Origin of the sequence: Zhurongbacter thermophilus (assembly GCF_026184435.1) — a bacterium.
Taxonomy (GTDB): domain Bacteria; phylum Coprothermobacterota; class Coprothermobacteria; order Coprothermobacterales; family JAADFF01; genus JAADFF01.
Map to the genome: position 1 here is coordinate 12,027 of NZ_CP046447.1, position 26,059 is coordinate 38,085.

Sequence of the window (26,059 nt, forward strand, 5' to 3'; positions counted from 1 at the left end):
CCCCCCTTCTCTTTTACCTTTTGTTTTTTTGTATTCTCTTTTCATGAAGGGTAAATTGTTTTATAATAGTTATGTTATTTGTAAAAATGTTGCCTGGGAGGGAAGCAAGTATGTCTAAATATCTGTATGCTAAATCCATGCTCTATGGGGCATATCTTCTATTTGCATGGCTTGTAGTAGATGTTGTGCTTGTGTTATGGGTTTCTACCTCGTTTGCTACCTTTTTGTCTTCAATGGTTTTCTTATCGTTTATATTTTTGCTGTGGTTTGCATATGCATATTTGGTATACGATGTAGCCAAGAGCGTACTGGATACGGGCTATGTTACACACTGGAAAATAGTGTTGGTAACGGTTCTGTGCATGGTCAGCATGGTGCTTGTCAAAAGAGATCCTGTAAGTATACTGGGTATTTTTATAGATGGTCTTATACTATTTGGTGCTGTGGGGATATTGTTTGATGGTGCTAAAAGTGAAGAGTAAGGGGGAGAGCGGATTATACGCTCTCCCTTATGAAATCTACAACATCTGCTATGGCCTGTGTACCTATGTATGGGTCTTCATATAGTTCGTGAAAAGCCCCTTCATAGGCCTTGTATGTAGATTGTCCCTTCCATGTTTTTATAAGCTCATCTGCCCTGACGGGAGGCACCACTTTATCTTCTGTACCAACTTGTAAAAGTAGTGGTGCATTGCTGTTTGGTGCCTGTTTCCACAGGATATCTATATGTCTAACCATCTCTCCGTAGAGCCTTGCAGATATGCGGTCGTGTACCAGTGGGTCTTTTACATATGCCTCTACCTCTTCCTTACGACGGGAAAGGGCGGAAGCATCTATCTGATTTGATAATGTCACGGTGGGTAAGAACTTATCTAGTATCATGGCCAGTTTCTGAAGCAGTGGTGATACAGGCTTTATGTAGATGGCCGGACTGGAGGCTATAACCCCTTTGATTTTTTCTTCATGTTCTTGAGCTGACCTTAGGGCTATAAGCCCTCCTAACGAATGCCCCAGCACAAACCTTGTGCCACCTATCTTGTCAAGGTATCTACCAATGTAGTCAAGTAGGGCGTCAAAAGAGGCGATATGTCCCCTCTTGCCAGGACTTTTACCGTGTCCCGGTAGGTCAAATGAATATACATCTATTCCATTGTCGTTGAGTGCTTTTACTAAAGATTTATACCTACCTGCATGCTCTCCCAGGCCATGAATGATAAGCACAGAGACCCCTATAGGGGGCTCTGCCTTCCACTGATATGTGTAAAGCCTTACCTCCTTCACCTGTGCCATACTATTTCCCCCATACCTCTACAAATTCAAGGAATATGTAGAATGGTATCCACAATAGGTCCTCATCGATATCAAAGTAGGGGCTATGGTTAGGTGCGGTGATACCCTTATCTGGATTACTTGTTATGACAAAGAAAAATGCACCGGGTACACGCTGGGTATAATATGCAAAGTCTTCTGCTCCCATTACAGGTTCGATAGCCTCTACATAAGGTATTTCTGTGGCTACGGCTATCTTCTCTATAACATCGACAACTTCCGGTGTGTTATGTAGTGGCGGATAACCCCACTTGTACTCAAACTCTACATCGGCTTTGTACATCTTACCCATGCTCTTGGCAATTTCTTCTAACCTTGTGGCTATATACTGTCTATCTTCCGGAGTTACTGTTCTGACTGTCCCGGACATGTGAGTTTCTTCAGGAATGATATTGTGAGTGGTACCTCCATGTATTTCGCCAATAGTGATAACAACGGGATGCGTCTGATTGAGTTCCCTAGCCCTCATGTTGTATACGGCCATGACATAGTGGGCAGCGGGAACGATGGGATCTATGCCTGTGTGAGGAATACTGCCATGGGTACCCTTCCCCTTAAAAGATATGTGTATCTCATCGGCTGAGGCCATGAATGGACCACGCTTAGAGATAACTGTTCCCGGTTTGACCCCGGGCCAACCCAAGGCACCGACATGGGCTCCTGTGATGACCTCTACATTTTCTAACACCCCTGCCTCTACCATGTATTTAGCCCCAAAGTATCCCTCTTCACCAGGTTGAAATACCAATCTAACACCTCGCTCTGGTGGATTTTCTGCAAAATGATGTGCTACACCCAGTAGTACGGCTGTATGGGCATCATGTCCGCATGCGTGCATGAAACCGTCATGCTTGGATTTGTACGGCACATCTCTGAGCTCCTGAAGTGGTAGGGCATCCATATCTGCCCTTAGTGCCACATAAGGAGGTTCTCCAAAGTCCACAACAATACCGGGGCCCACATGCTTGGGTTCAAGCCCAAATGAGCGAAGCTTTTCTTCCACATAGGCTTTGGTCTTTGGTAGTTCGAGGCCTACCTCTGGAATCTGGTGCAACTCTCTTCTGTAGGTGATAATCTCATCAAGTCTCTTTTCAATGTCTGCCTTTCTGATGGCATCTTTCACAAGTTTTTTAAACTGTGAGTACATGTTTTCCACCTCCCTCTCCCTTGCTTGCACCATAAGTGCTTTGTGCTATTTCCAGCAAGGTTTCTACCTCTGGTGTGTCTATCTTTTTCAAATATATATGTAATGTTATACCTTTAAGGCCCCACTGAGCATATGCTTTTCTAAGGAAATCTATGGCGTCTTTTACAGAGGTTGTTTTTATCCGTATGTGGCCATCTTTTTCTTTTACCCCCATAATCTCTGCCCCTTTGTCTACTGAGACCTCTATGACAATTTTCTTGATACCTGCCAGCTTACGTGCCAACCTCATAAGACCAATGGCATTGCCTATATTGTCCGTCTGGAGGTATAGTATTCCGCTAAAAGCCGTTTTCCTTCTATCTCTTGCTTCTGCCTCTGTGTGTGATGATGTATATGTGTATTCCTCTTGTGGTGTTTGTTGTCTATCTGTATATGATGTGTATTCCTTGTGGGTGTAGCTCATGTCTTCCACTTTTTCTTGTATAGGAGGTTGATATTCTTGTGTCTGTTTGTTGTATGTATTCGGATTTTTAAACAGTTTGTCTATTGACGATGAATGGGATGTTGTAGATATTCGATGGTTTGCTGTTTTTTTCTTGCTTTCCGATATAGCCCATATAATACCTAGTATTATCATGAGTAAACCCAGTGGTAAGAATCCAAAAAGCATAACAATACCGAAAATGATGAGGTCACCGGGCTTTATGCCCTTTTTCTTCCTTGCCATAGCCCACCCCTCCTTTTTAACTCCTACTCAATGATAGCACGAAGTGTATATAAGGAATAAGGTGAATTACGGCTTTCAGGAGGTAGAAAAAGCTTTTCTATATAGGAGTTATGCCAGCACTTCAGAAATACCTCTTTCTTCCGATAACTGTTTTGGAGCCAGGGATGGCGTATTTGTCCAGGGATGGAGGTGGCGGCCATGAAGAAGGCAGAGAAGAAGCCTTCCAGGTCTGCCAAGACGCTGCCCACAACGCACCGTCGCGCAGCGGGAGGGGAGAGACCCTCCCGCCCTTTAAAGGGCAAAGCTGTAGGGGTGCGTAAGGAACGGTGGGTGATGCTGGTAGCCCTGTAAGGCTGATCAAATGGGGAGTGTCTAATGATGCTCCCCTTTCCCCATGCCCTGGGGGTACCTGCCCCCTCTTTTGCTCTGTGAAATACCATTTAGATAGAATATTGAGTATATGACTTTATGCCATAGGAGCATAAGTGACTTCTAAAAAGAAAGAAACCTGTTATAGTTAGCTCTCACATATGCTATTTAGTGATTATCCTGTTTTATGGCTTTGAAGTGTAAGCTAACTGTGGCTAAATTATGTGTATTTCTATGTCTTATGACTGGGTTATGTTCTGCTATATAAAGCCAAAGGGGGCCATACAGGCCCCCTTACAGTTATCCATGTGTCATAATGCCTAAAGTTTCAAATAAGAGGATATACAGGTTAAAATGAAGGACTAAAAGATAGATTGGCAACCCTGCATACTTTATATGCCCAGTCGGGGTCAGATGCGTAAAACTTTCCTATGGCCTTAGGTGTAATACCATTATAGAACTTTCCGCCTGGAGTAAGATATTCCCTATCCAAATACTGTGCCACATGTATGATGCAATGGGCCTTAGAAGGAAAGGCTTTTGCAGAAGCGTAAGGTGATCGGTCATATGCCATGAAACCGTAGATATTGTTTTTCTTCTGTGCCAGTTTTGAACGTCCCCAACCACTTTCTAATATCGCCAGTGAAGCGAGGAAGAGGGCATTTATGTTGTATCGGTATTCGGCATATTTCCATACTTCTCCTAGTCCTGCGAGTGAGGTGCCTTTTACGGGAGCATTGAGATCTGACGATGTTAGAGGTGTGGGAATGCGCAGCTCACTTTTGATTGTTAGTTTCCACTGCACCTCTCAGCACCTCCTTAAGCAAAGCTATTTCGCCACTGAGTTTCTGAATGCTACTGTCGAGTTTTCCCATCTTTGTAGACAGCTCTGCCATGAGATATACACTGACAAATATGGGAAATCCCAAGTTTGTGATAAGACTAATAATGTCTTGCATGGTTATCACCTCCATGAAAAGAGTATATTTGTATACTATGTCTAGCGCTTTTCTCCTTATTTCGGGGTTTCTGTGGGTTTTACGCATTTACATAACAGGACTATTTTTCATGGATATGTGTTATTTATTTTTCTATAGTTTACATATCTACCGTTATTAGTGATAATATGTGAAAATTAGAATAATAACGGATATATATTTGTTCGCATAAATGATGTGCCCGAATAATCTTGGTAATAAGTTTTGTATTATGTCTGTTTATGTAAAAATGCTATTGCATAATAAGACAAAAATTCTAAACACTTTACATAACATATAACATCTGCGTGTTATGTGATGATTGTTCTTTGGGCCATATGGGTGTGTTAATGTGATTAGGTTACTGATGGGTATATGGCTATTTATGTTAGGTTTTTTTTCATAGATGACCTATTATGCATGTGTACCCTACCCTTCCTGATGTCCTCTGTAAAAATCGGTGTTGATAGTTTTTAATGCTATAACAATGTATCGCTACCTTCTGCCTAATGGTGCGTATACATGTTGGAGGTGATAAAGATGAGACTACGCTATAAGGTGCTTATTGCTTTAATACTCGCTGTTACAGGTGTTTTTTTATTTGTAGCCCAGGGTATGCCATCGTCTCAAAAGACTGCACCATCATATGAGGCTGGTATGTCTGATAATGTCGTGAAGAGTATGCCACTGGCAAAGAGTGGGTATTCAGATATGCAGGAAACACTGGCATCGGGAGAGTCTCGCTCTCAGTCTTCAGTGTCTACCAATATAGATATGAAACCAAAGATTATCAAGACTGGTAATGTTACTATTTCTGTGGAAAAGGATCAGTTTGATAAGGTTATTACAACCGTTAAAACTATAGTCTCCTCATGTGGTGGAATGCCCCAATCTTCTGAGATAACAAAGGGAGAATATCCATATTTTTCTGCTGTGTACAGGGTGCCTGTAGAGAACTTTGACATGTGTGTAGATAAACTTCAGGGAGTTTCTAAAGATGTATCGATATCTGTTTCCTCTGAAGATAGAACGGCTCAATATATAGATCTTGCAGCCCGTCTGCAGGTTCTTGAGAGCCAGAAGGATTTTTATCTTGGACTGATGCAGAAGGCAAAGACAGTTGATGAAATGCTAAAGGTAAGAAGATATCTTGATCAGACCATAGCCCAGATAGAGAGTATAAAGGGACAGATGCAGTACATAGAGGGTAGGGCCACGTATTCTACACTCCGTATTACTGTGTCTACAACTTCTCAGACTCCTAAACCCAAGCCTTGGTATATTGAAGATTTGGAAAATGCCCTAAAGGCAGGTTTTCTTATGCTGTGGAATGTATTTTTAGCCCTCATCAAGGCCACTATTATCGTTGTGCCACTGTTCTTCATTGTCATGTGGTTGGGTATGTATATATACAACATGTATAAGAAGCTGAAGAAGGAGAGTTAACCCTCCTTCTTCAGCACCACAACATTTCTTCCTGCCCTGATAGACCATCCTCCCATATGGAGATCGCCAAATGCACCAAGAAAAGTTAGCCCTGTATTCTCTGCCATTGCCACGATCTCATGGAGGCTATATAGTCGCATTTGCCTATTCAAGGTGTATATATTGCCATCTTCTGCATGGATTTCGCGCTTGGTGATAAGCATACTGTCTTTCCAGTTTATGCGGTGTTTATCAAGAACTATGCCACCCTCTACTTTTTGCCATGTGCGGGATGGAGGCTTAACAACATAGGCATCTCTGTTGTCGGTATCTACAATGAATATACCTCCGGGCTTAAGAATATCGTGTGCCTTTTGAAATACTTTGTTGTCGTCAGACCAACCTATAGAGGAAAACAATGATAGGGCAAGGTCAAATTGACCTTGCATATCCTCTGGTATCTGCCACTGGGTAATATCTTCATATATAAGGTGGTTTTTAATCTCATTGGGCGCTGTCTCTCTAAAGTGTTTAACAAAAATCTCTTCTCTCTCTATACCCCACGGTTCTATACCCTTTTCATGGAAAATGAGCATATGTCTACCCCAACCGGCTCCGAGATCAAATACTTTTTGTGGTTTTCTTCCTACATAGACCTCGTATATACCGAGAATGTCTGACACCTCTTTTTCTGCTAATCTGTCAAGCTTTGGTCCCCAAAATTTCAAGTATAAATTGCTGAAATATTCACTCATCTTCATCACCAAGGACAGGACCCACCTTGGCAAGCCCTGTTTCCGTAATCTCAAAGAAATGGGTTCTGGGGTCATGGCCCGAGACACGGCAGCCATCTATGCGTATAAAGCGTACTAGCGAACCAATAGGAGCCTTGTACAAATCTACTTCCCACTTTTTCATGACGGTGATTTTCCACAATACAATGTTGACGTCTGCTATATGGGCAACGGCAAAACCACCAGCGGCTTCTGGTGATATTTCATCGTGTCCTGAACGTTTTTGGTTGACAAGTATCGTTGTTTGCCTGTGTGTCTTGGCAAAGGAGTATATCTGTCTGACGATACTTCTAGCCTTCATCTCTCTATCTTCAAATAGACCTGTTATGGAGTCTATGACAATAGAGTGGGTGCCACCGGTTTTTATTCCCTCTTCCATGACATCGAGCAGTGTGGGAATATCTTCTCTCAGTGTTGATGTTCTGGAGGCATCGACAATCCATATATTGTCTTTGACATCGTCCCACTCTATCCACATAGCCTGTGCGCGATACTTTAAAGATACAATGAGAAACTCTGCCGGTGTCTCTGTGGTAACAAACAGCACAGGGTATCCCAGTGATGCCTGTTTAATGGCAAATTGCCCTGCTATCAAGGATTTACCGGTGTCAGGCATGCCTGTAAGATTGACAACAGAGTATGCGGGTATACCCCCCAGTGACTTTTTCACAGGCCTATCATCTGTCCACTCAACGGTGTAAAACATGTCGTCAAGACCTGGTACTCCAGTCTTAAAACCGAACAATTTAGGTGGGTTTTTTAAGTCAGAGGCTTTCATGAGAAACTCTTCAGCTTTCACCTTTATGTTCCCCCTCTACATAAAAAGAATTGTATATTTTTATCATACCAGGATTGCCATAAGTTCACTCCTATATTTGTTAAGAGAATAACCCTTAACAAAAATTGCCAATTTAATACTTATGTTTTATACTGATATATGGAAGAAATGTAATTCCTTCTAATACCTTATAAAAATGTTTAAAGGAGGTGCAGACGGTGAAAAACCGCCGCAGAAGCCTGCTTCTTGGTGCCATAGCTATCTTTATTGTTGTTTCTCTTATTGTGGCATCTGTTGTTGCTTGGGTTATTAAAGACAATGTTGAGAAGCAGGTCTACACAATGGTAGAGCAGTCCGCCGAAGGTGTTGTAAATCTGACAGCAGGTCAGGTTTATATAGCCGATGCAGCAAGTGATTTTTATCTTTATAAGGCCAAGGACCATGCTAAGGAAAAGCTTGAGTCTATTGTTGACAGTGTTTATGCGTCTTTAGAGAATCTGTACAAGATGGAGGAGCAAGGTCTCCTTACGGCATCTCAGGCCAAGCGTAGGGCTATAGACTTTATATCTGGAGTGAGGTACGATGGAGGTAGTGGATATATCTTTGTAGTCGATACAAATTATACTATGCTTGTTCACCCCAAAGCCTCTTTGGTTGGGAAGAATGTCAAGGATTTGAAGGATCCCAATGGCAAGCCTATTATTCAGGAAATGGTTGATGGTGCTGTGAAGAATGGTAGTGTATTTGTAAATTATGTGTGGACAAAGCCCGGAGAGCCAGAGGATAAATATTTTCCCAAGATTACCTATGCCAAGTATTTTCAGCCTTGGGGTTGGATTGTTGCCACAGGTGACTATATAGATGATGTATATAGAGATGCAGAGCTATTCAAGAAACAGATGTATATGAGGGTTGGCAAGTCTATCACTTCGTTTAGGCTCCTAAACGCCTATCCATTTATTATGGATAAAGATGGATATCTTATTATTCACCCCAAATATGATACTGGGGTTGAGTTTGACAGATCAAAACAGTTCCAGGGTATAGATAAGAAAACAGGAGAGAACATTGGTAAGAAAGCTTGGGAACTCATGGAAAAGACCGGTAAGAATTTTGTTAGGCTTGACTACTATTACACAAAGCCCGGTCATGGAGACAAGATATTCAAGAAATTGGGTTTCTTCTATAAAATACCTGGCACCGACCTCATGGCAGTATTTTCCTTCTATGAAGATGATATGCAGGCTATAGCTATGAGTGCTGTCATGCCAACTATGGGTGTGCTTGCCATATTTACCCTTATCCTTATAGTGCTTATGTGGTATATCCTCAAGTATAAGGTTCTTTCTCGACTCTCGGTTGTACAAGAAATCTCCGATGAATTGGCTGCAGGTAATCTTGCTGTTGATCTTCGTGTAAAGGGCAATGACGAGATTACAGCCATTGTGGAAGGGCTTAGTAGTGGCATAGCCGGGTTGAGAAATATGGTGAAAGAGATTCTTCGCTCTGCAAAGATATTGAAAGAAGGTAGTGATGAGCTGGTAAGTATAACAAGGGTTGGTATGCAAACACTAGATGGTATGGTTTCTTCATTTAGCAATGTGAGAACCCAAATGATGCAGGCATCATCTCAGGTGAAAAGTGTTTCTGACAGTGCCGTTGCCTTACAGCAGAGTGCCGATGAGGTGGCAAATGCCGCTACAAGCCTGTCTACATTTGGTGCAGAGGTTACCTCTCTTGCTAGAGAGGGGCAGAGTGCCATTGAAAATGTTATAGGACTTGTGCAGAATACAGAGTTTGCCGTAAAGGATGCAGAGGCTCTTGTCGATAGACTAGCTGAGCGCAGTGAAGGTATAGGTGAGATTGTTGGTACTATCTCTGATATAGCTGAGCAAACCAATCTTCTTGCCCTTAATGCTGCTATAGAAGCAGCCCGTGCCGGTGAGGCAGGAAGAGGCTTTGCCGTTGTTGCCGATGAGATTAGAAAGCTGGCGGAGAATACCCAAGAGTCTGTCCAGAAAATTGCCGAGATACTCAGCGGTATTAAGGAAGATGCTGAGAATGTTAAGGCCAGCACATATGGTATTGGCGATAGTGTACGTATGGTAAGAGAAGCTTCAGAGGCTGCAGGAGAGAAGTTTGAAAACATAGTTTCTAAGATTGTTGAGATGAATACACAGGTAGAGTCCCTTGCAGCCATATCTGAAGAGCAGAGTGCTACCACAGCAGAGGTGCGCAGTGCTATCGAAGAGGTTGCCTCTCTCATGCATCAGGTTGATACGCAGGTTGAGGCTCTCAGTGGTGATGTTGACAGACTGAAGGAAGATATGGCCAAGATTGAGCATGCTGCTAAGGAATTTACAGAGATAGCCGATAGACTGTATAAGGATGCAAGCAAGTTCAGAGTGTAACCATAGTGTGGAAAGAGGGGGCTTTACCCCCTCTTTTTTAGAGATGGAAAAGAATGGTGGTGGTTGGCAAGTATTACCGATAGCATACTGCAGGGCTAAAGGTTACTCTTGTATGTAGGGTTGTCTAAAACCCATGTGGTATGGATAAAAGGGGGCTACAGCCCCCTTTTATCCCAACATCTTAATATCTCCCTGAAACAGGTCGGCTATGAGCATCTTAGTATTAACAAGGTCATATCTGTCTATGAGCATCTTCAGGGCCTCTGTCCACATAAAACCTGTAATGAACAAGAGTATGCTTGGCACGAGCCCGCCACTTTCTGCTGTAGGTACAGCCTCTGCTGTCTCTAAAGAGGGGTTCATAACATGGTGGAGATATATACCCTCTGTGTGGGGAAATGCCTTTGCCATGCCATATGCACCGGCAACGGCACCGAACACAAAATCTTTTTTCTCCCTTTCTGCATACCGTGACATGATAAAGCGAGTCTTGTAGTTGTCTGTGCCATCTAGTATGACATCGGCATCTTTCAGAAGGGTATCCATATTGTCAGATGTTAGCCTTTCTACATGGGATATTACATTGATATCGGGATTTATAGCCTTTACTATAGATGCCGCCACTTCGGCTTTGGGTTTACCGATATGCTCTCTTGTATACAGTATTTGTCTTCCAAGATTAGACTCTGATACATTGTCGTTGTCTATAAGTATCAGTGTGCCTATGCCACTGCGTGCTGCCATCTGCACAAGGGGGCTTCCCAGTCCCCCGCAGCCTACAATGGCAACAGTTTTACCCTCAAGTTTCTTTTGCGATTCTTTCCCAATAAACTTTGCCTGTACCACAAACATTTCATTCATATACATCACCTCAAACGGGAGAATATAAGCGATCCCACAGGTGCATGCCACTCAGAGGCAACGGGTTGGCATTTGGCCCTCAGCACGAAAAACAGTCTGTCACCGGCCACCTCCGAGAGTCCTTCAAAGTTACCCTGTCCCTTGGCTATGATAATATCTGCCTCTTCAAGGAGTTTTAGGGCTTCCTCTCTGGCACGGAATGGCACGAAGCCCGGCAGGTCTACACCTGTATCTATAATCCATTCTTTCGGTATACCGGCATCTATGGCATCTTCATATACGACATCGTTAAGCAGAGGTTCTCCCCTGACGCCAACTTTGATGTCAATCTCTGGGTATGCCTCTTTTATTGTTTCCAGTAGCAGCCTGTCAAATACAATCTCACCGGCATTGTCGGCAACAAGAAATATTGTCTTTGCATCTTTTAGCATGTCTATGAAAGTGTCCCTTTCGTCTATGAAGAAATGAATATCAAGGTGACTTTCTACTTCCTCTTTGATATCTCCCCACTGGTGTCCGTGAACGCCGAGGTCGATAATGTTGCCTACCACAGACAATCGGGCTGCCATCTTGATGGGATTTTCAGCCTGTTTTACAAGTTCCTTTAGCCAAGGGTATATCTGGAGCACCGAGTGGTTCATCTGCTTCTTCTGTTCTTTGTATATGTCTATAATCTTGCCACCTGTTAGCTCTGTGTATAGTACTTTGTAAAGCTCTACAGGTTTGGCATCTTCAGGTACTTCAGAACCTAACCTCATGAGTCTTTGCATGATGGCCCACCTGTTTTCTCTTATATCAAGGATATCCATAAGCTTTGCCATGCTTCCCAGATTGCACGAAGCACATAGCGGATACAGTTTCATAGCACCACCTCTTTCTTATATTGTGTATCTATTATAGAAGAAAGATGGCTCGATGTCCCTCCACATGCTATAGCATAAGGTTTGCGATAAATACGAGTGCAAACAGGGATAGCAAGGAATATGCCAAGTGTCGGTAGGAGGTTCTTTCACTGGCTTTTATGTATAAAAGCACCGGTATGATGCCGGCGAATATCAGACCGCCGTATGAGCCAGCTACAGAAAGTGCACCTGTGAAACTCCTTAGCCCCATAAGATATATGAATATAGGAGGCACGACAACAAGAAGCCAAGCAAGCAGCTTATTGCCTATAAGCTGCTTAATGTTATTCATCTGGGCATAGGCTATACCTATGAAGCTGGTAGAAATAGCCGTGAGGGGCACAAGAATGCCCAGCAGTGTGCCGAGTATACCAAATTTACCTGATATGGCCATCATTGCCATCTGTGGCACATCTTTACCAAATGCACCGACGAATGCCAGCACAAACAGGGCGTAGAAGACCATGGGGATGAAAAAGCCCCATATGATAACCTTTTTGGCCGTCTCTTTGTCTGTTCCTGTCTTAATCTCTGGCACTATGAGGTGGCTGGCATAGGCAAACATGCTAACGCCAATAAGTGGAAGAAGATTTTTCATGTCCCATGTCATGAGATTTCTTGCTTTCACGGAGGGCAGGACAAGGGTTATGGAGATACCCAGTGCCACAAGTAGGGATATGCCAATAAGCACTTCTGCCTTACCCGATGCCCTCAGTCCCATAAACACAATACCACTCATAATAACCCAGAACAGTAGAGCCCCTATAGTAGGATTGATGCGCAGGGCTGTAGATAAAATGTCTCCACTGCCGGCTATGTAGGCTATGAGGGCTCCATAGCCGTATAGGACAATGCTGAGGAATGTGAGGATACCAGCCCACTTTCCCAAACGAGAAGATGCCAGGTCGGTGAGAGTCGTATCTTCGTCTTCTTTTATGCATGCCAGTATGAATAGGGCCGTTATCATTGTGATAATGCCCATCAGTACCACTAAGGCTATCCCCATAAGTCCGCTGTCTTTCATAATGTAAGGTAGCCCCAATATACCGGCACCTATTTGGGTGCCTATAAGCAGAAGTAGAGCCTCTGTAAAAGATAGCTTGTGTCTCATATATACCACCTCCCTTTTGTATCTCGCCGTGATAATACCATGTTATGCAAAAGTAGGATGTGTATACATACAGTATTTGCATGTCTGATGCATATATTGAAACGCCTAATGTCATAAGCTTCTTTGTTATATACCGATAAGTTAGAGATATAAATTTGTATGTAATTATATCCTTGGAGGTGATGAAAGATGGCAAGAACAGTAGTTTCTAAGGCTTTGAGACTGGTGTACGAGAAGGATGGAAAGAAGAGGTCTCTTTCTGTCCGCAGGTTTAACCCCGATGCCACCGATGAGAACATTGGCACATTTAAAGGGGCTATCGAGTCCGTGTGTGACATGACATTTGACGATGTCGTTGTCACGACTATTGAAGATGTTGAGTAAGGAGGTGTAAGGTATGAAGAGGCTTGTTATGATTTTTCAGACCGACCAGGGCAAGACCCTGAGAATGACACTGCCCTATCCTAAAGATGGGCTGACAGCGGAGACCGTATCTACAGCTATGAATAACATTATTGCTTCTCATGTTGTTCAGGGCTCTACTGGTATTCCAGATTCTGCCGTGTCTGCTTACGTTGAGGAAGTAAGTCGCACAGAACTCTTTTAACCGAGGCTACTCCCTCCTTTCAGGGGCCACCTTAGGGTGGCCCTTTTTGTTTTTTCTCTGAGAGTATCGGATTTATGGACGATTGTAGAGTTTCTTGAGTCTTTTTCTGCAATGAGCTTGCCGTATATATTGTGAATGATTATGGAAACTTTCTTTCTTGGGTTGTTTCCTTTTTCGTATTTTCTTACTTATAGGTTTCCAAATACCTTGTTTCTCTTCACATCTGCATTCGCACAAGTTTGTGTTGATTGTATCTTCTGTGTAATATTGAAATGTTAAAACTCCCCGTTGTGTTTTGTTTGTGGAAGGTTGCTTTATACCGTGGAAATGTATTGTTTGGTGGGTGATAGTGATAAAATATATGTAGAGAATCACATAGAAAAAACTTAACACAGGGGGTAATAGAAAGTGAGAAGACTATCTGTTGTTTTAGTAGTTTTGTCATTGATAGTGACCAGTCTCGTATTTATGCCGGTTCGTGTATCTGCTGAAGACACACCACAGTTTGTCGTGCAGAAGTGGGCAGATGTGCCGGAGGGGGCCTTTTTGCTGAGGTTTGAAAAAGATTATACAGGTATTGCATCTTCCAGTGCTCCTCTATATGTAGCTGCAAAACAGGGGGACAACACCGTTATATACAAGATTACCAGTCAAAATGCCGATGCTGTAAAGGTTCTGTCAATAGAAGGCAACTATAAGTATTTTGACTTTGATCCAGCATATAAGGGATATATGTTTGTGCTAACAGGTGGGTTGTCGAATGTTTATGGTGATACTATCACTATCTATCAGAATGGAAGAAAAATAAATTCCTATCAGGATAAGAGGATGTTCGGCCTTTCCCATTGGAAGAATTATATTGTCTTTGCCAATACATTAGGTGTCAACACCATATATTGGTCGAATAATGCTTGGAAGAAAAATACAGTAGCTGAGTATGGTTCTCTCACTAAATCTGTATGGGGCGATGTTGGTGAATATTATCATGGCTTTGGACAGATTGCCTGGTATGAAAAGGGAGAAGCCGGTGGCTATGAATCTTTAGGTGAAAATAATGTAGAGACTATGTTTAAAGACGAAGATGTCATCTATATGGTTTTAGCCAATATAGACTCAGGTAAAAGGTCTTTGTATCAGCTGGTAAGAGGGGATTTGAAGAAACTGTTTGATCTTGATGATCAATATATAAATGCCATGTTTACAATAGATGATACTTACATCGTTTATACAGGTGGAGCTCTATATAGTATTACCTCTGATGGTACGATGAAAAAAGTAGTAGATTACGCATTGGCACCTGTATTCCACGATGGGAAGATATGGTACATAGGTAAAGATGGCATATATACTTTGACCGTTAAGCCATATATTCCATCTGTTAAAGCCATATTTGATGTTGGATCTGGCGAGGTAGAGTACAAAGATTTTGCAAATTGGAAGGGTGTACTTGCCATAGAAAACAGTGATACAACGACGGTTAGCGTATCATGCTCTCCTAACGTGGATTGGCTACTTCCAGATGCATGGTCAGTAACAGTAGGACCCGGTAAAACTTCTAAAGCCTCGGTTATGCCAAAGCCAAGTGCCATAGAGGCACATTGGCCTACTGCTCCAAGTATATATGGCTCTTATACATGTAATATTAAGTGGAGTAGTGGTAACATGGTGCAGCACACATCTACTTTAAGGGTAAAGTTGCCTCAGCTGGCCTTTAAGAGTCTTGTGTATGACATCAATGTTTCTCAGACAACGACCGATGTGGAAGTTGTAAGAATAGAAAATGGTGGAGATGGTTTGGGAGAGGTATCGTGTGAGGCAAATCAACCGTGGGCACATATAAAGATGGCCGTGGATGGGGGAACTCTTCACGACACGGCACTGGCAGTGATTCGTAAGATGGGTATTGTCGCTTTGAACTTTGACTATGGTAGCATGCCAACAAACGGTCTTGTGGATGTTACATGTCGTTGGGCTGGGGGAAGTTATCAAGCAAGCTTCAATGTCATTAAGCAAGCAGAAACAAAGTACTCTCTGAATATCATTACCACCAAGATACCACTAGCCGATGTTATAGATGACTTTGCCACTATAGCAAATGTTAGTGTTAGTGGTGGGAGCATTCCTCTCAGTGTATCCGCCGACAAGGGTTTTATTATTGTGAAGGCAGATAGTGAAGTGTCAAATGGTTCTGCCGATATATCTATATCTATAGATAGAAAGAAGATTACATTTGCCGATATGACGCTACCGTACATAAAGATTAATCTCACAGTTCAGTATGGAGATAAAAAAGAGGTTATTCCTGTCAAGATAGAGATAAAGAGAGCATTGAAACTATTTGTACCGAAAAATAAGCTAGAGCAGTCTTATGAGCTGTGGACACCTGAAGAAGAATGGCAAAAGCTTGTATCTCCCGATTCTGCACCATTTATCAACCCTCTGTATAATCGTACATACGTGCCACTGAGACTGGTGTCCGATGGTTTAGGACTTAAAGTAGGTTGGGATAATAAGAATAGGCTTATTACCATAGAAAGCGATAAATTCAAGATTGTGCTTGATGTTAAGAAAGTGGTAAAGAAAAAAGTCAAAATAGCCGGTAGATATGAATATATATATGAATCGACAAACAGATATGCCAAGGTCTATGATAAGATGGCAGGTGCCACGAGCTATGGCCGCAGTGTTTATGTTTATCCGACAGCTATTAGAAGAAATCGTTCGTATGTGCCGATAAGATTTATAGCAGAGCAGGTGAAGTCTTTGGTGTTTTGGGATGGTAAGACTCGCACAGTATATATATATAGATAACACTGTGTAAGGGAGTATACTAAATACACATAAGGGGGGAGGTAACTCCCCCTTTTAAGAGGTGTTGTATATGAGACAGATGCAGAGAGGATTTAGTTTAGTTGAGCTAATGGTTGCTATTACTATACTTCTTGTTGCGATATTGGCTATATTTGGAGTCATGACTTCTCTTTCCTTCAAACATATGGAGGTTAAAGAAAAAATCATCGCGATTAATTTAGCTCAGTCTATAGATGCTCTTATAGAGTCTATGGATGATCTTATTGTTGTTGATGCAACCACAGGTAGTGTTGCTCCATTTCATGATTTAGATATAACCAATTTGGAGAACTGGAGACCCGTAGTGTTATGGATGGACGGAGCTACGTATAGGACCGATTTACCTATCAAGATCAATAATGTTAATTATGTTGTCAGGGTTTACGCGGAAGTGAGCCCTGTTAACTCGATATCACCAGGTGATCCGCCTTCTATAGGTGAAACTAATATTACTAGTAAAGATCTTATAACAGTCGCTTATGTTATTTCTTGGAGAACTTATAGTGGAAAGATAGAAAATGTAGCCTTTATGAGAAGGTATTTTAAGAAGGGGGCCAGATAAAATGGAAAGAGAAAGGGGTTTTACTTTGGTAGAAATGATGGTCTCCCTTGCTATATTTTTGATCATTGTTGCTAGTGTTTTTGGTCTGTATATTGGGGCAACGAAATATTCTGCCTTTATGCAGGCAAAGACAGATATTTTAAGTACCGTTGGATATATATATGATGTTTACCGCCCATATTTTTATGGGGCATCTACAGTCTATGATCCGCAAAATCTTGCTCTGGGTGATATTTTCAATCTTCCCAATAAAATGGAGCTACAGAGTGTTGAATTCTATACTAGGATTCTTGACAAAGATGGTGTAACACCGGAGGATGCTTGGGTTTTAATCACATCGACTACAACAGGTTATTACATTAAAATTTACAATGAGTCAACTAATACATGGGAATGTGTTCCTCAAAGAAGGGTTGTTGTGTATAGGAAATTTGCAGATACATCTTTTGGGGGAAGCGATATAGATGAGAATACACCTCCTACTTTTCAAGATTGGAGAGATTGGGAAGCAGCAGGAGATATTCAGAAACAGGTTATAACACCTGTTGTTGGAAAGCTTAATGGTCTTTCAACGGTAAAAATTATATATACTCCGTACTCTGTTAATGCTAGTGGTGTCAATATTAAATGGAGAAAAGTACAGGTTATCTTTACTGTTGGTATTAGAAAAGAGATATATTCGGATAACTCTTGTACGAATGTTGTTAGCCGGTATCCCGTAGGTTTATATCCGTATACTGTCGTGTTGTCTATTACTTCTCTAAATAGGTAAGAGGGTGATGTAGTATGAAAGGTGTAAAAAAGCAGAAATTAAGTGAAGAAAGAGGTTCAGCATTACTTTTGGTATTGGTGTTTACGGTTGTTTTCATGATAATGCTAACTATTTTGGTCTCTCAGGTATTATTCAACTGGCGGATATACGCATATGTCAAAGGAAAGTTTCTTTCACAGCAGATGGTATCTGACATTACAGCAGTCTTGAGATTTGAAGAAACAAGGGAACTAACAGATGGTGATGATGATTATTCATATGTTTATGATGTTTGGGAAAATTCTGATATGGTCAAGGTTATGAAATATGTGCCAGGGGATACAACAGATGCTTATAACTTTCTGAGGTATTATCCTATGCCTGATTTGAGCTCCCTTGCAGCTGTTGGCGTTTCCCCGAATGAGATAATGTTATCTAAGGGAGCATTTTACTTAGACGCTACTAATAATAGTGGTAGTTCTGATGTTCCAAGTGACCATTCTATTAGAATTGTGGCAGTAACAACTTACTTGGGGAATTCAGTTAGCAAAATTTATAATGACCTCGTTGCAGAGTATAACCGTACAGGAGATGTTCTGGCAAACGAATATAGAAAAGTTGCCAGTGATGTATCATTTGATCTGTCGTGGAAAAATAGTGAAACAATTGTTATGGCTACAGGTAATGCCAAGGAGTGGGGTGAACAGCTTAGGGTTAAGGGAGATGTTTGGGAGAAACCTGCCGATGATTCCACTATCGTTAACTTTAGACCGGTTAGGACTGCCCTTAATACTTGGGAGGTTTACAATCCCGGGGAAACAGATCCCTTTGCGAAAAGTAGTAAATATCTTCAGTATAAGGGAAATGAGCTTATAGATGACCATGTTATGGATTCGGTGGTTGCGTATGGACAGTATCACTATGGAGGATCTTATTTTTCTGTTGATGGGATATTATTTGGTAATGGACCTGAAGACAATTCTAATAAGGTTATTCCATCTTCTGGTAGTCTTTGGGTTGATACCAATAGTGGAAATAAGTATATTACAATATATGATCCCACGGCAGGTAAGTTTAGAAGATATGCTCTTGTTAGCCTTACAAGAAAATCTATAAGAGACGAGGATTGGGATACTCCTGAAACAAATGATCCTTGGAATGATATAGAGAAGAATAAATATGTTTCTCTGAATATACCATGGTATAGGTTTGTTGCATCAGCTAACTGGGTAGTCTATAGTGATGGCAGTATTGTTCCCGATTCAGAGGATTTTATATATTGGGAGTACCATGCTGTTAATAGTCAACTTATGTCTCCTCAAGACCTTTCTGGGGATAATGTAACACTGGGAAACTTTTACACAGATATTCTCCTAACAAAGGGATTTGCCACATCTGATAATAGATTGTTTGATACCTTCTTTACGGGGCATACATGGGATGAGCTTGTAGAGGATGGGGATCTTGCACCTGCCAAACGAGCTTTGGATAATGGGGATGAGATAACAGTTAGTGCTACAGACAGCTATGTTATTACACTATATACCGAAAATGTTGGTGGTGAGCTTCATACATTTCTCAGATATGCTCCTGGTAGTTGTGAGTATAAACATGGTTGTGAGCTGACAGGTAGTTCAACTGATTTGGATCTTCAGGCAAATAGTTCTACAGGCAAGGGAATTTTGGTTGATTTTGGTGATAACGCGGATTTATATTTGGTTACACCTTGTCAGCCTGAAAAGGATACATGGATACCTATCTGGGGAGATTTATGTAAGGTATCCTTTTCTCCGGAAGTTACTCCCAATATAAGAGGTAGTAGTACTTTACTTACAGATGGTAGTCAGCTATTTAATAGTCCTTTTGGATATGCAAGATATGATTACACCTACTCGTTAAAAGAAGGAGAGTATAAATTTACATATGATCCGGATGATCCTAAAAATGTGTATTTGGCGGATTTTGATATTACAGTCAGATGGAATGAACACTGTGTAGATCCTGATCCATATGCTGCTAATAACTGTCCTCCAGGGTGGTGGGAAGGTCCCGAGTCACTTGATACAGCCTCTATTCCAGATGATATTAAGGAGAAGATTAGACATGATGTTCTTGAACAGCTGATAGGTTATAGTGATTATTTTGTTCTTTATCCTTCAGACGATATTAATCCCTTAGTCGCTGATTCTACATATAATCCCAACTGGCAGTATGAATGGACAAGAGTTGTTCCTATTACGGAAAATGGGTTTGAGAACTACTTTGGTGGTTATTCCAAAAATGGGGTGGAAGCAAAGATATACCATCCAAATTGGAAGAATATGATTCAGTATAACTTTAAGATAACTCTAGTGGGTAAGAGAATGAGCCTGTTAGGGGATGTTATACCTGTTCCCGGTGATATTAAGGAAGATAAGATTCCAGTTTATGAAGTGGATTTGGCTGCTGATCCTGAAAAGAATGCAGATATTCCTAATTTGTCTAAGATTCCTTATGGTGAAAGGTTAGGGTTCTTGCTTAAAGGATGCAAGGATGCCTCCTATGAACTTGAACCCGGTGAGACTACGCCTGATGTAGATGCTGGAACATGTTCTGGTTATTCTTTCTGGATTTGGGATAAAATAGGACTCATCAATTATGAAGATAGTGACACAAGTGATAATCAACATTTCGATTTTCTCTCTAAAGGAAACAAATATGGATTTCGCTTTGCAAGAGATGGAAATGTCTATATAGGTAAAGATGTTACTAATAGAAGTATGGATCTTGATGATGATGATCCATATAACCCATATCATTGGGAACTAAGATCTTGGGATAAGCTCTTATATGCAGATGTTTATGTGAAAAATGGTGGTGTGGGAGTTATCTATCTTGATAATTACGATGACAGAAATTATATAACCGATCCAGATTCCGGTATTTGGTACGACGATGGTTATGAATATCCGATAAACTCAGAAACATTTAGATTGCTTGGCTCTATGATGATGTGGGGCGGTAGAGATATGTATGAGGCTGTTAGTTTCCATTTGGGTGGATATACACATACGCTTTCAGATCCCGGATGGGGTTTTTCTTCTCCTATTTACTATCTACCTGACAATGCTTTTTCTAACAAGAATACTTATTGGTTGATGTCAGAAGATGATGAGATGGTCAATGTCAATGTTGGTGATATTCGTATGAGAAGGTAAGAGAGTGAATGTATAGGATAATTGCCCCACCTATTACAGGTGGGGCTTTTCTTTTAGGATTATTTGGCAGTTTTTTCTGTAAAACCACAGCTAAAGGCTTAGTCCGTTTTCGTGATTTATGAAGTCATGCCATATCCTTAATACATGATGGTTGTGCTCCTTTCGTAATCTTGTGAGACTATGTATTTCATTTGTTGACCATTTTCCTTGTCTTATGTAGGGTGTTTTTACTAATTTAGAGCCACTTAGTGATATACAGTATAAGTTAACCTCTATCTGCGTTTTAAACCAGTTTCTTATGCAAATACTCATAGTTTACAGGTTATTTAGCATACAACGATTACTTGGGTAACCTTTCTTATTGTGGAAAAAATCAGCCCCCGCGGGGTGCGGGGGCCTATGAAAAGGTGTAGGGTGAGCCTCACTTATCAAGCTTTTCTAGTTCGTCTACTGTGAGGTTTGGTACAGGTTTACCGAATATGTAAACAATGGCTATTATGACGGCTGCCCCAATAAGAAGGAGTAGCCACACGGGTATAAATTTAACAAACAAGAAACCTACAACGGCGGCAACAGTTGCCGCTGTGAGAGAATAGGGTATCTGAGTTGTAACGTGATCCATGTGATCACATGCCGATGCCATAGAAGACAAAATTGTTGTATCAGATACAGGTGAGCAGTGGTCACCAAATACGGCACCTGTCAGGACAGCACCTATTGTAGCGAGGTGCATGACACCGACGGCGTCGGTGCCGTAGAACTTACCGGCAAGGCCTATGGCTATAGGCATGAGTATTGCCATTGTTCCCCAAGATGTGCCTGTTGCAAAGGATATCAGCGCGGCAGATAGGAATATGCCTAGTGGGAGTACAGAACCGGGTAGCCAACCTTCAACAAGTCCTACAACATACTGGGATGTGCCAAGATCTCCATTGATGCTGCCCAGTGCCCAAGCGATGGTCAATATAACAACGGCAACCATCATGGACTTGGTGCCGTCAAGCCATGCATCAACGATTTCACCGGCATTCATAATCTTTTGCCATATGACCATGATGGCTGCAACGGCTGTAGCGGCTGCAACAGCCCATACAAGGGCTATAGAGGCATCGGCATCGCCAAATGTATATGTTAAGGCTTTAAAGGAGGAGTGGAACTGATCAAGATACCCTTTATATGTTTCCATACCGCCGGCTGTAACCCACAATGCCCATATGGTACCAACAATTAGCACAAGAATAGGTAGCCATGCGTTGATAGATCTCAGGGGAACACCCTCAGGTTTAGACAGCTCGGAGATTTCTTTGGATATTGGTAGCTGGGCCCCATCTCTGTAAACTTTGCCCTCTTTTCTTGCTCTCATCTCTGCCTTATACATGGTGGCATAGTCTCTTGATGTTATTGCAATAGTGAATAGTAATACAAGGGCAAGGAGAGAGTAAAATCTATAGGGAATAGACTGTAGGAATACGGTATATGCTGCGTTGGCTATCTTTTCGCCAAAGCCTTCCTGTTTCAATGCGTCGGCAATAATACCGACCTCATAGGCGATCCATGTGGATATTAGCGCTAGAGAGGCAACAGGTGCCGCGGTTGAATCGACAATATATGCCAGTTTTTCACGGGACACACGGAATTTATCGGTAATTGGTCTCATGGTATTGCCGACAAGGAGTGTGTTGGCATAGTCGTCAAAGAATATGGCAACACCCATAATAGCTGCAAATACCTGTGCTGTGGCGGAATTTTTAGCCTTGCGTGCCAATGCTTCGGCAATGGCCCACATGCCACCGCTACGGTTTATGATACCTAGCAACCCGCCAATCATAAGTGTGAAAGTAATGATACCAATATACCAAGAGTCGGCAAGAACACCGACAATACGATCGGAGAAGACGTGGAAGAACGATGTGAAGAAAGCATATAATGCTTTACCAGTTTCACCTTTGGCAAACAGAGGAAGGGCTTCATAGATGTATTGACCTGTCCAGATACCAATGAATAAAGACAAAATAGGCCTGTGTGTGGCAAACGCCAAACCTATAGCTACTACTGGAGGAATGATAGACCAGAAGCCATAAGAGAACTTCTCTGCTTCATCTCCTCCAGCCATGGCTATTGCCATTGAAAACATGGCAAATAATAATACGGCCAGCAAGATGATACCGACCCACCTGAGGTTTTTCATAAACAATATCCCCCTTTCGTGTGGTGGTGCATAGAAAAAGTTTTAATACATAAATATTATACAAGATGTGTGGTTATTTATGCAAATAGGGTGTTTTTATGCATGACTGTCATATATTTCTATGCGGTCTTTACCCTTTGTTTTGGCCATGTACATAGTTTTGTCTGCTATATCTATGGCCTCTTCCAGAGAGATATCGGGTGAGTCTGTGTTGTATATACCGATGGATAAGGTAATCATGTATCGTCTTAAAAGGGGATTGTTTCTTACCCTGGTTTGTATACGGTTGGATACTTTGTATGCCGATTGTCTATCTGAGTAAGGGAGTATTATGAGGAATTCATCTCCACCGTACCTTATAGCCCTGTCTGATATTCGTATCTCTTCTGTGATGATAGATGATACAAGCCTCAACACCTTGTCTCCTTCACTGTGGCCATATATGTCGTTGACATACTTGAAATTGTCAATATCTATAAATATGAGCGATACAGAATGTCCATCTAGTAATGTTCGTTTCCACATACGAGGGGCTTCATCGATGAGAAACCATCGTGAGTGCAGTCCGGTAAGACTGTCGAATTTGGCTTTTTCTACAATAGACAGGTTGTCTAGTATGTTGATAATGCTGTCGGCAAATCGTCTCAAGGTAGATATTGTTGTGTTGTCGAATATATCTTCTGCATATCTATGCTCTGCATAAATAGTCAGTTTTTTATCACCTAATACATGGGTAATAAAGGCTGTAGATGGGTGTGATGTAATAACAGGTCCCTCTCCTGTTGGTATATTTAGGTCTTCTACTGATTCTACGCCAACAATAGAATATATAGCCTCTATAGTTGAAGAGGCAGTTTCGTATTTGCCATATGCTGTAGTGAATGGTATCTGAAGGCCTTTGAGAAGATGCTTCATAACGTCTTCTTTGGTGCTGCTTCCCATAGCAGAAAGGACAACTTCCAGTAACCTGCTTTTTTCCCTGTAACGTTTTGCAAGCAACTTGAAGAATGACTCGTTTAGCTCGGTCTTCATTCCTCCGCTGGCCTCTGCAATATCTTGTGGTGGTATACCGTCAAGTTCGTCGTATATGAAGCGTGATGCAAGGGCATGCTCCATAGCCATAGCTGGATTGGTATCCTTTGTTAAGCGATACAGGTATGTATGGGTTTCAGCCCTTCCAAGAGGGTCATCTCTTTGCATATACCGTCTGTGAAGTGCCATAAGGGCGGAGATGATTTTTTCGGTATTGTCTGTATATTTGCCTATGATGTATAGAAGTACAGGACTGCTGGAATGGTCAAATGACTTAACACTTATGCGCCCCTTAATCGTTTCTAGTGCCATTTTTAGGGCTTCCCATTGGGCCCTAAAGTAGGGTATAACTCCGTAACTTTGCCACTGCTTTAGAATAGTTTCCAGCTGTTGCCACATTTCTTCTCTCATGTAGTAAAGTGCTTTTATGCGAAATAGTATGTTTTTTTCTATTACATGCCTTTGAGGTTCTTGTAGTTTGTCTACAATCTCTGTGTATTTTAGAAAATCCTCTATATGACCATATTGCAGGCTTGCTTCTGCCATTGCACCGTACAGATAAATGGATTCTTTAGGTCTAAAGACACTGGAGAGACTCTCTACAATAGATGTGAAGGTATGTTTGACAGTTGTATAGGGTATTCCCGCGTGGGGAGCTGTGATGAGCCAATGGCCAAACGAGCTGCTGCTGTGCATGAGATCGAGCCCTATGGCCTCCCAGTACATGGTAAATGGTATAGAGGGAGGTACATCGGCCTTGTACATGAGTATTGTGGCAAGACTTCTTAGTAGATGCCCTTTAAATGCCCTCAGTCCTTCCCTGTCGGATATTTCCTCTATGGTATTTCTGATGGTCTCTATAGCTTTCTCTGTGTGAATGCTTTTGCCAAGATGCCGTGAGAGTATTCTCAGTAGGTGCACCTTAATATGAAGTGGGATATCTTCTGGTATGGGATTGTTCGTTATAAGGGATTCTACATCAATGTGGTGTTTTGTGAAGTGAACCATGTTGATGATGCCATAAGCGGCATATATCTTGTTTGTACTATCTGCTGTTTCATAAGCCCTGTGTAGGGCCTGCCACAGCTCTTCGTGGCTGTCAAGTTCTGTGCCCTCCATAATAACGGTTAGGAGCATGAGGAGTAAGGGCTCTGATATGCCCAGCTCTTGGAAATGTTCCAGTACATACATACCATATGTGCCCAGTAATCTTGTGTAGCCTAATACAAGTATGGCGTATCGTAATAGGTCCTTATCAGCGATAATTTCCTCGGTGGTAAGTGTGCTTTCTATGAGGTGATATGCCGTGAGAAAGTGCTCTTGTTCTTCTATATACCTCTTTAGAATCTCTTTGATGTATGTGGTTTTTTCTTCTTTCAATGTTTTAGATGCTATCAGGCCACCAAGAAAGTTGGGAATGCCTATGATATCCAGTGCCATATAGGCGTGCTTTGGGGTAGCCATATTCATGAGTGTGTAGACAGTATCTATGTCCTTGGGTATGAGATAGGGACCTACTCCCTCTTTGAACAGGTGGTGAAAGTGACATACCTTTTCTGCGTGTTCCTTTTTCAGGGCAAAGTTTTCCATTGATAGTAGGGAGAGTACTATATCGGTATCTTTGTGAGAAAGAACCATTTTGCGTCGTGGCATTCGTATGTGTATTTTGATATCCGAGGAGATATTGAGTTTGGGTATCGTGCGTATAAATTTTTCCATAGGGAAGTAAATGCCCGGAATATATCTATCTATTACCCATGTTTGGATTCCTGTTCCCTGAGAAATTTTCTCCATGCTTTGAAGTACAAGGGCATAGGGTATACGTCCATATGGTCTATCTCTACTGCTTTCTTTCATGTCCTTTAGCACCTTGAGATTCATGTGAGGGAGTTTGATATCGTTTTGGCATGCATACCGTAGTACATAGCTGGCTATGTTTTGCAAAGGATATGCCGAGGCATGATTAGACAGCGGCAGATAGAAATATTCACCTTTCGGCAACGATGCCTTTTTTACAATATGAAACTGCTTGTTCACTGTT

General features: G+C 41.7%; 22 protein-coding genes. 10 read left to right on the plus strand and 12 right to left on the minus strand.

Annotation, left to right across the window (positions count from 1 at the left end):
• Positions 1 to 110 precede the first annotated feature (110 nt).
• Entirely contained in the window at positions 111 to 482 is a 372-nt protein-coding gene (locus GM182_RS00065; RefSeq protein ID WP_449186559.1) for a hypothetical protein, read from the plus strand.
• Between the two features lie 13 nt (positions 483 to 495).
• On the opposite strand, the gene GM182_RS00070 is transcribed toward GM182_RS00065, so the two are convergent.
• The 3 genes from GM182_RS00070 to GM182_RS00080 are packed head-to-tail and all read right to left on the minus strand — an operon-like array spanning position 496 to position 3,203.
• Positions 496 to 1,290, minus strand: a complete 795-nt coding sequence (locus tag GM182_RS00070) for an alpha/beta hydrolase (RefSeq protein ID WP_449186560.1) — start codon at positions 1,288 to 1,290, stop codon at positions 496 to 498.
• Between the two features lies 1 nt (position 1,291).
• Positions 1,292 to 2,476: a M20 metallopeptidase family protein gene (locus tag GM182_RS00075; RefSeq protein ID WP_449186561.1), complete on the minus strand. Its 1,185-nt coding sequence runs from the start codon at positions 2,474 to 2,476 to the stop codon at positions 1,292 to 1,294.
• Complete coding sequence (locus GM182_RS00080; RefSeq protein WP_449186562.1) at positions 2,460 to 3,203, minus strand: hypothetical protein; 744 nt, start codon at positions 3,201 to 3,203, stop codon at positions 2,460 to 2,462. The genes GM182_RS00075 and GM182_RS00080 overlap by 17 nt, the downstream gene beginning before the upstream one ends.
• Before the next feature lie 198 nt (positions 3,204 to 3,401).
• Here GM182_RS00080 and GM182_RS00085 point away from each other — a divergent pair, with 198 nt between their 5' ends.
• On the plus strand, positions 3,402 to 3,554 hold the full coding sequence (locus GM182_RS00085) for a hypothetical protein (RefSeq protein WP_449186563.1): 153 nt from the start codon (positions 3,402 to 3,404) through the stop codon (positions 3,552 to 3,554).
• A 367-nt stretch (positions 3,555 to 3,921) separates the two neighbouring features.
• On the opposite strand, the gene GM182_RS00090 is transcribed toward GM182_RS00085, so the two are convergent.
• Together GM182_RS00090 and GM182_RS00095 are read right to left on the minus strand one after the other, a co-directional pair.
• A complete protein-coding gene (locus GM182_RS00090) occupies positions 3,922 to 4,377 on the minus strand; it encodes a glucosaminidase domain-containing protein (RefSeq protein WP_449186564.1) in 456 nt (151 codons plus the stop codon).
• Complete coding sequence (locus GM182_RS00095) at positions 4,349 to 4,531, minus strand: YvrJ family protein (protein ID WP_449186565.1); 183 nt, start codon at positions 4,529 to 4,531, stop codon at positions 4,349 to 4,351. The genes GM182_RS00090 and GM182_RS00095 overlap by 29 nt, the downstream gene beginning before the upstream one ends.
• Positions 4,532 to 5,089: 558 nt before the next feature.
• Here GM182_RS00095 and GM182_RS00100 point away from each other — a divergent pair.
• Positions 5,090 to 5,995, plus strand: coding sequence for a DUF4349 domain-containing protein (locus GM182_RS00100; RefSeq protein ID WP_449186566.1), 906 nt, complete (start codon positions 5,090 to 5,092; stop codon positions 5,993 to 5,995).
• Here the strand turns inward: GM182_RS00100 and GM182_RS00105 are convergent.
• Positions 5,992 to 6,735, minus strand: coding sequence for a class I SAM-dependent methyltransferase (locus GM182_RS00105; RefSeq protein ID WP_449187305.1), 744 nt, complete (start codon positions 6,733 to 6,735; stop codon positions 5,992 to 5,994). The two genes, GM182_RS00100 and GM182_RS00105, sit on opposite strands and share 4 nt — an antisense overlap.
• Positions 6,722 to 7,567 carry a KaiC domain-containing protein gene (locus tag GM182_RS00110; RefSeq protein ID WP_449186567.1) on the minus strand — a complete coding sequence of 282 codons (846 nt, stop codon included), beginning with the start codon at positions 7,565 to 7,567 and terminating at the stop codon, positions 6,722 to 6,724. The genes GM182_RS00105 and GM182_RS00110 overlap by 14 nt, the downstream gene beginning before the upstream one ends.
• A 197-nt stretch (positions 7,568 to 7,764) precedes the next feature.
• Here GM182_RS00110 and GM182_RS00115 point away from each other — a divergent pair, with 197 nt between their 5' ends.
• Positions 7,765 to 9,957 (plus strand): methyl-accepting chemotaxis protein, encoded by a 2,193-nt coding sequence (locus GM182_RS00115; protein ID WP_449186568.1) that lies wholly within the window; start codon positions 7,765 to 7,767, stop codon positions 9,955 to 9,957.
• Between the two features lie 168 nt (positions 9,958 to 10,125).
• Here the strand turns inward: GM182_RS00115 and GM182_RS00120 are convergent, their stop codons facing one another.
• The 3 genes from GM182_RS00120 to GM182_RS00130 all read right to left on the minus strand — a co-directional run bounded on the left by GM182_RS00120 (position 10,126) and on the right by GM182_RS00130 (position 12,831).
• Positions 10,126 to 10,818, minus strand: coding sequence for a HesA/MoeB/ThiF family protein (locus tag GM182_RS00120; protein ID WP_449186569.1), 693 nt, complete (start codon positions 10,816 to 10,818; stop codon positions 10,126 to 10,128).
• 5 nt (positions 10,819 to 10,823) lie between these two features.
• Positions 10,824 to 11,681, minus strand: a complete 858-nt coding sequence (locus GM182_RS00125) for a damage-control phosphatase ARMT1 family protein (RefSeq protein WP_449186570.1) — start codon at positions 11,679 to 11,681, stop codon at positions 10,824 to 10,826.
• 67 nt (positions 11,682 to 11,748) lie between these two features.
• Positions 11,749 to 12,831, minus strand: a complete 1,083-nt coding sequence (locus tag GM182_RS00130) for an aromatic amino acid transport family protein (RefSeq protein ID WP_449186571.1) — start codon at positions 12,829 to 12,831, stop codon at positions 11,749 to 11,751.
• Positions 12,832 to 13,020: 189 nt separating this feature from the next.
• On the opposite strand from GM182_RS00130, the gene GM182_RS00135 reads away from it, so the two are divergent.
• The 6 genes from GM182_RS00135 to GM182_RS00160 all read left to right on the plus strand — a co-directional run bounded on the left by GM182_RS00135 (position 13,021) and on the right by GM182_RS00160 (position 20,798).
• Positions 13,021 to 13,215: a DUF1659 domain-containing protein gene (locus GM182_RS00135; protein ID WP_449186572.1), complete on the plus strand. Its 195-nt coding sequence runs from the start codon at positions 13,021 to 13,023 to the stop codon at positions 13,213 to 13,215.
• A gap of 13 nt (positions 13,216 to 13,228) precedes the next feature.
• Entirely contained in the window at positions 13,229 to 13,438 is a 210-nt protein-coding gene (locus GM182_RS00140; RefSeq protein WP_449186573.1) for a DUF2922 domain-containing protein, read from the plus strand.
• 408 nt (positions 13,439 to 13,846) lie between these two features.
• Entirely contained in the window at positions 13,847 to 16,249 is a 2,403-nt protein-coding gene (locus tag GM182_RS00145) for a copper amine oxidase N-terminal domain-containing protein (protein WP_449186574.1), read from the plus strand.
• A 70-nt stretch (positions 16,250 to 16,319) separates the two neighbouring features.
• On the plus strand, positions 16,320 to 16,850 hold the full coding sequence (locus GM182_RS00150; RefSeq protein ID WP_449186575.1) for a type IV pilus modification PilV family protein: 531 nt from the start codon (positions 16,320 to 16,322) through the stop codon (positions 16,848 to 16,850).
• A 1-nt stretch (position 16,851) separates the two neighbouring features.
• Positions 16,852 to 17,622, plus strand: coding sequence for a type II secretion system protein (locus GM182_RS00155; RefSeq protein ID WP_449186576.1), 771 nt, complete (start codon positions 16,852 to 16,854; stop codon positions 17,620 to 17,622).
• Positions 17,623 to 17,636: 14 nt separating this feature from the next.
• Entirely contained in the window at positions 17,637 to 20,798 is a 3,162-nt protein-coding gene (locus GM182_RS00160) for a hypothetical protein (RefSeq protein WP_449186577.1), read from the plus strand.
• A 421-nt stretch (positions 20,799 to 21,219) separates the two neighbouring features.
• Here GM182_RS00160 and GM182_RS00165 read toward each other — a convergent pair whose 3' ends face one another.
• Both GM182_RS00165 and GM182_RS00170 read right to left on the minus strand, forming a co-directional pair.
• On the minus strand, positions 21,220 to 22,986 hold the full coding sequence (locus tag GM182_RS00165; RefSeq protein ID WP_449186578.1) for a Na+/H+ antiporter NhaC family protein: 1,767 nt from the start codon (positions 22,984 to 22,986) through the stop codon (positions 21,220 to 21,222).
• 96 nt (positions 22,987 to 23,082) lie between these two features.
• Positions 23,083 to 26,055, minus strand: a complete 2,973-nt coding sequence (locus tag GM182_RS00170; protein WP_449186579.1) for a GGDEF domain-containing protein — start codon at positions 26,053 to 26,055, stop codon at positions 23,083 to 23,085.
• Between the last annotated feature and the right edge of the window lie 4 nt (positions 26,056 to 26,059).

Excerpts from the sequence above, each read along its gene's own strand:
- GM182_RS00065 (WP_449186559.1), top strand. The coding sequence starts at position 111 with ATGTCTAAATATCTGTATGCTAAATCCATGCTCTATGGGGCATATCTT.
- GM182_RS00070 (WP_449186560.1), bottom strand. The coding sequence starts at position 1,290 with ATGGCACAGGTGAAGGAGGTAAGGCTTTACACATATCAGTGGAAGGCA.
- GM182_RS00075 (WP_449186561.1), bottom strand. The coding sequence starts at position 2,476 with ATGTACTCACAGTTTAAAAAACTTGTGAAAGATGCCATCAGAAAGGCA.
- GM182_RS00080 (WP_449186562.1), bottom strand. The coding sequence starts at position 3,203 with ATGGCAAGGAAGAAAAAGGGCATAAAGCCCGGTGACCTCATCATTTTC.
- GM182_RS00085 (WP_449186563.1), top strand. The coding sequence starts at position 3,402 with ATGAAGAAGGCAGAGAAGAAGCCTTCCAGGTCTGCCAAGACGCTGCCC.
- GM182_RS00095 (WP_449186565.1), bottom strand. The coding sequence starts at position 4,531 with ATGCAAGACATTATTAGTCTTATCACAAACTTGGGATTTCCCATATTT.
- GM182_RS00100 (WP_449186566.1), top strand. The coding sequence starts at position 5,090 with ATGAGACTACGCTATAAGGTGCTTATTGCTTTAATACTCGCTGTTACA.
- GM182_RS00105 (WP_449187305.1), bottom strand. The coding sequence starts at position 6,735 with ATGAAGATGAGTGAATATTTCAGCAATTTATACTTGAAATTTTGGGGA.
- GM182_RS00120 (WP_449186569.1), bottom strand. The coding sequence starts at position 10,818 with ATGAATGAAATGTTTGTGGTACAGGCAAAGTTTATTGGGAAAGAATCG.
- GM182_RS00125 (WP_449186570.1), bottom strand. The coding sequence starts at position 11,681 with ATGAAACTGTATCCGCTATGTGCTTCGTGCAATCTGGGAAGCATGGCA.
- GM182_RS00130 (WP_449186571.1), bottom strand. The coding sequence starts at position 12,831 with ATGAGACACAAGCTATCTTTTACAGAGGCTCTACTTCTGCTTATAGGC.
- GM182_RS00135 (WP_449186572.1), top strand. The coding sequence starts at position 13,021 with ATGGCAAGAACAGTAGTTTCTAAGGCTTTGAGACTGGTGTACGAGAAG.
- GM182_RS00140 (WP_449186573.1), top strand. The coding sequence starts at position 13,229 with ATGAAGAGGCTTGTTATGATTTTTCAGACCGACCAGGGCAAGACCCTG.
- GM182_RS00150 (WP_449186575.1), top strand. The coding sequence starts at position 16,320 with ATGAGACAGATGCAGAGAGGATTTAGTTTAGTTGAGCTAATGGTTGCT.
- GM182_RS00155 (WP_449186576.1), top strand. The coding sequence starts at position 16,852 with ATGGAAAGAGAAAGGGGTTTTACTTTGGTAGAAATGATGGTCTCCCTT.
- GM182_RS00160 (WP_449186577.1), top strand. The coding sequence starts at position 17,637 with ATGAAAGGTGTAAAAAAGCAGAAATTAAGTGAAGAAAGAGGTTCAGCA.
- GM182_RS00165 (WP_449186578.1), bottom strand. The coding sequence starts at position 22,986 with ATGAAAAACCTCAGGTGGGTCGGTATCATCTTGCTGGCCGTATTATTA.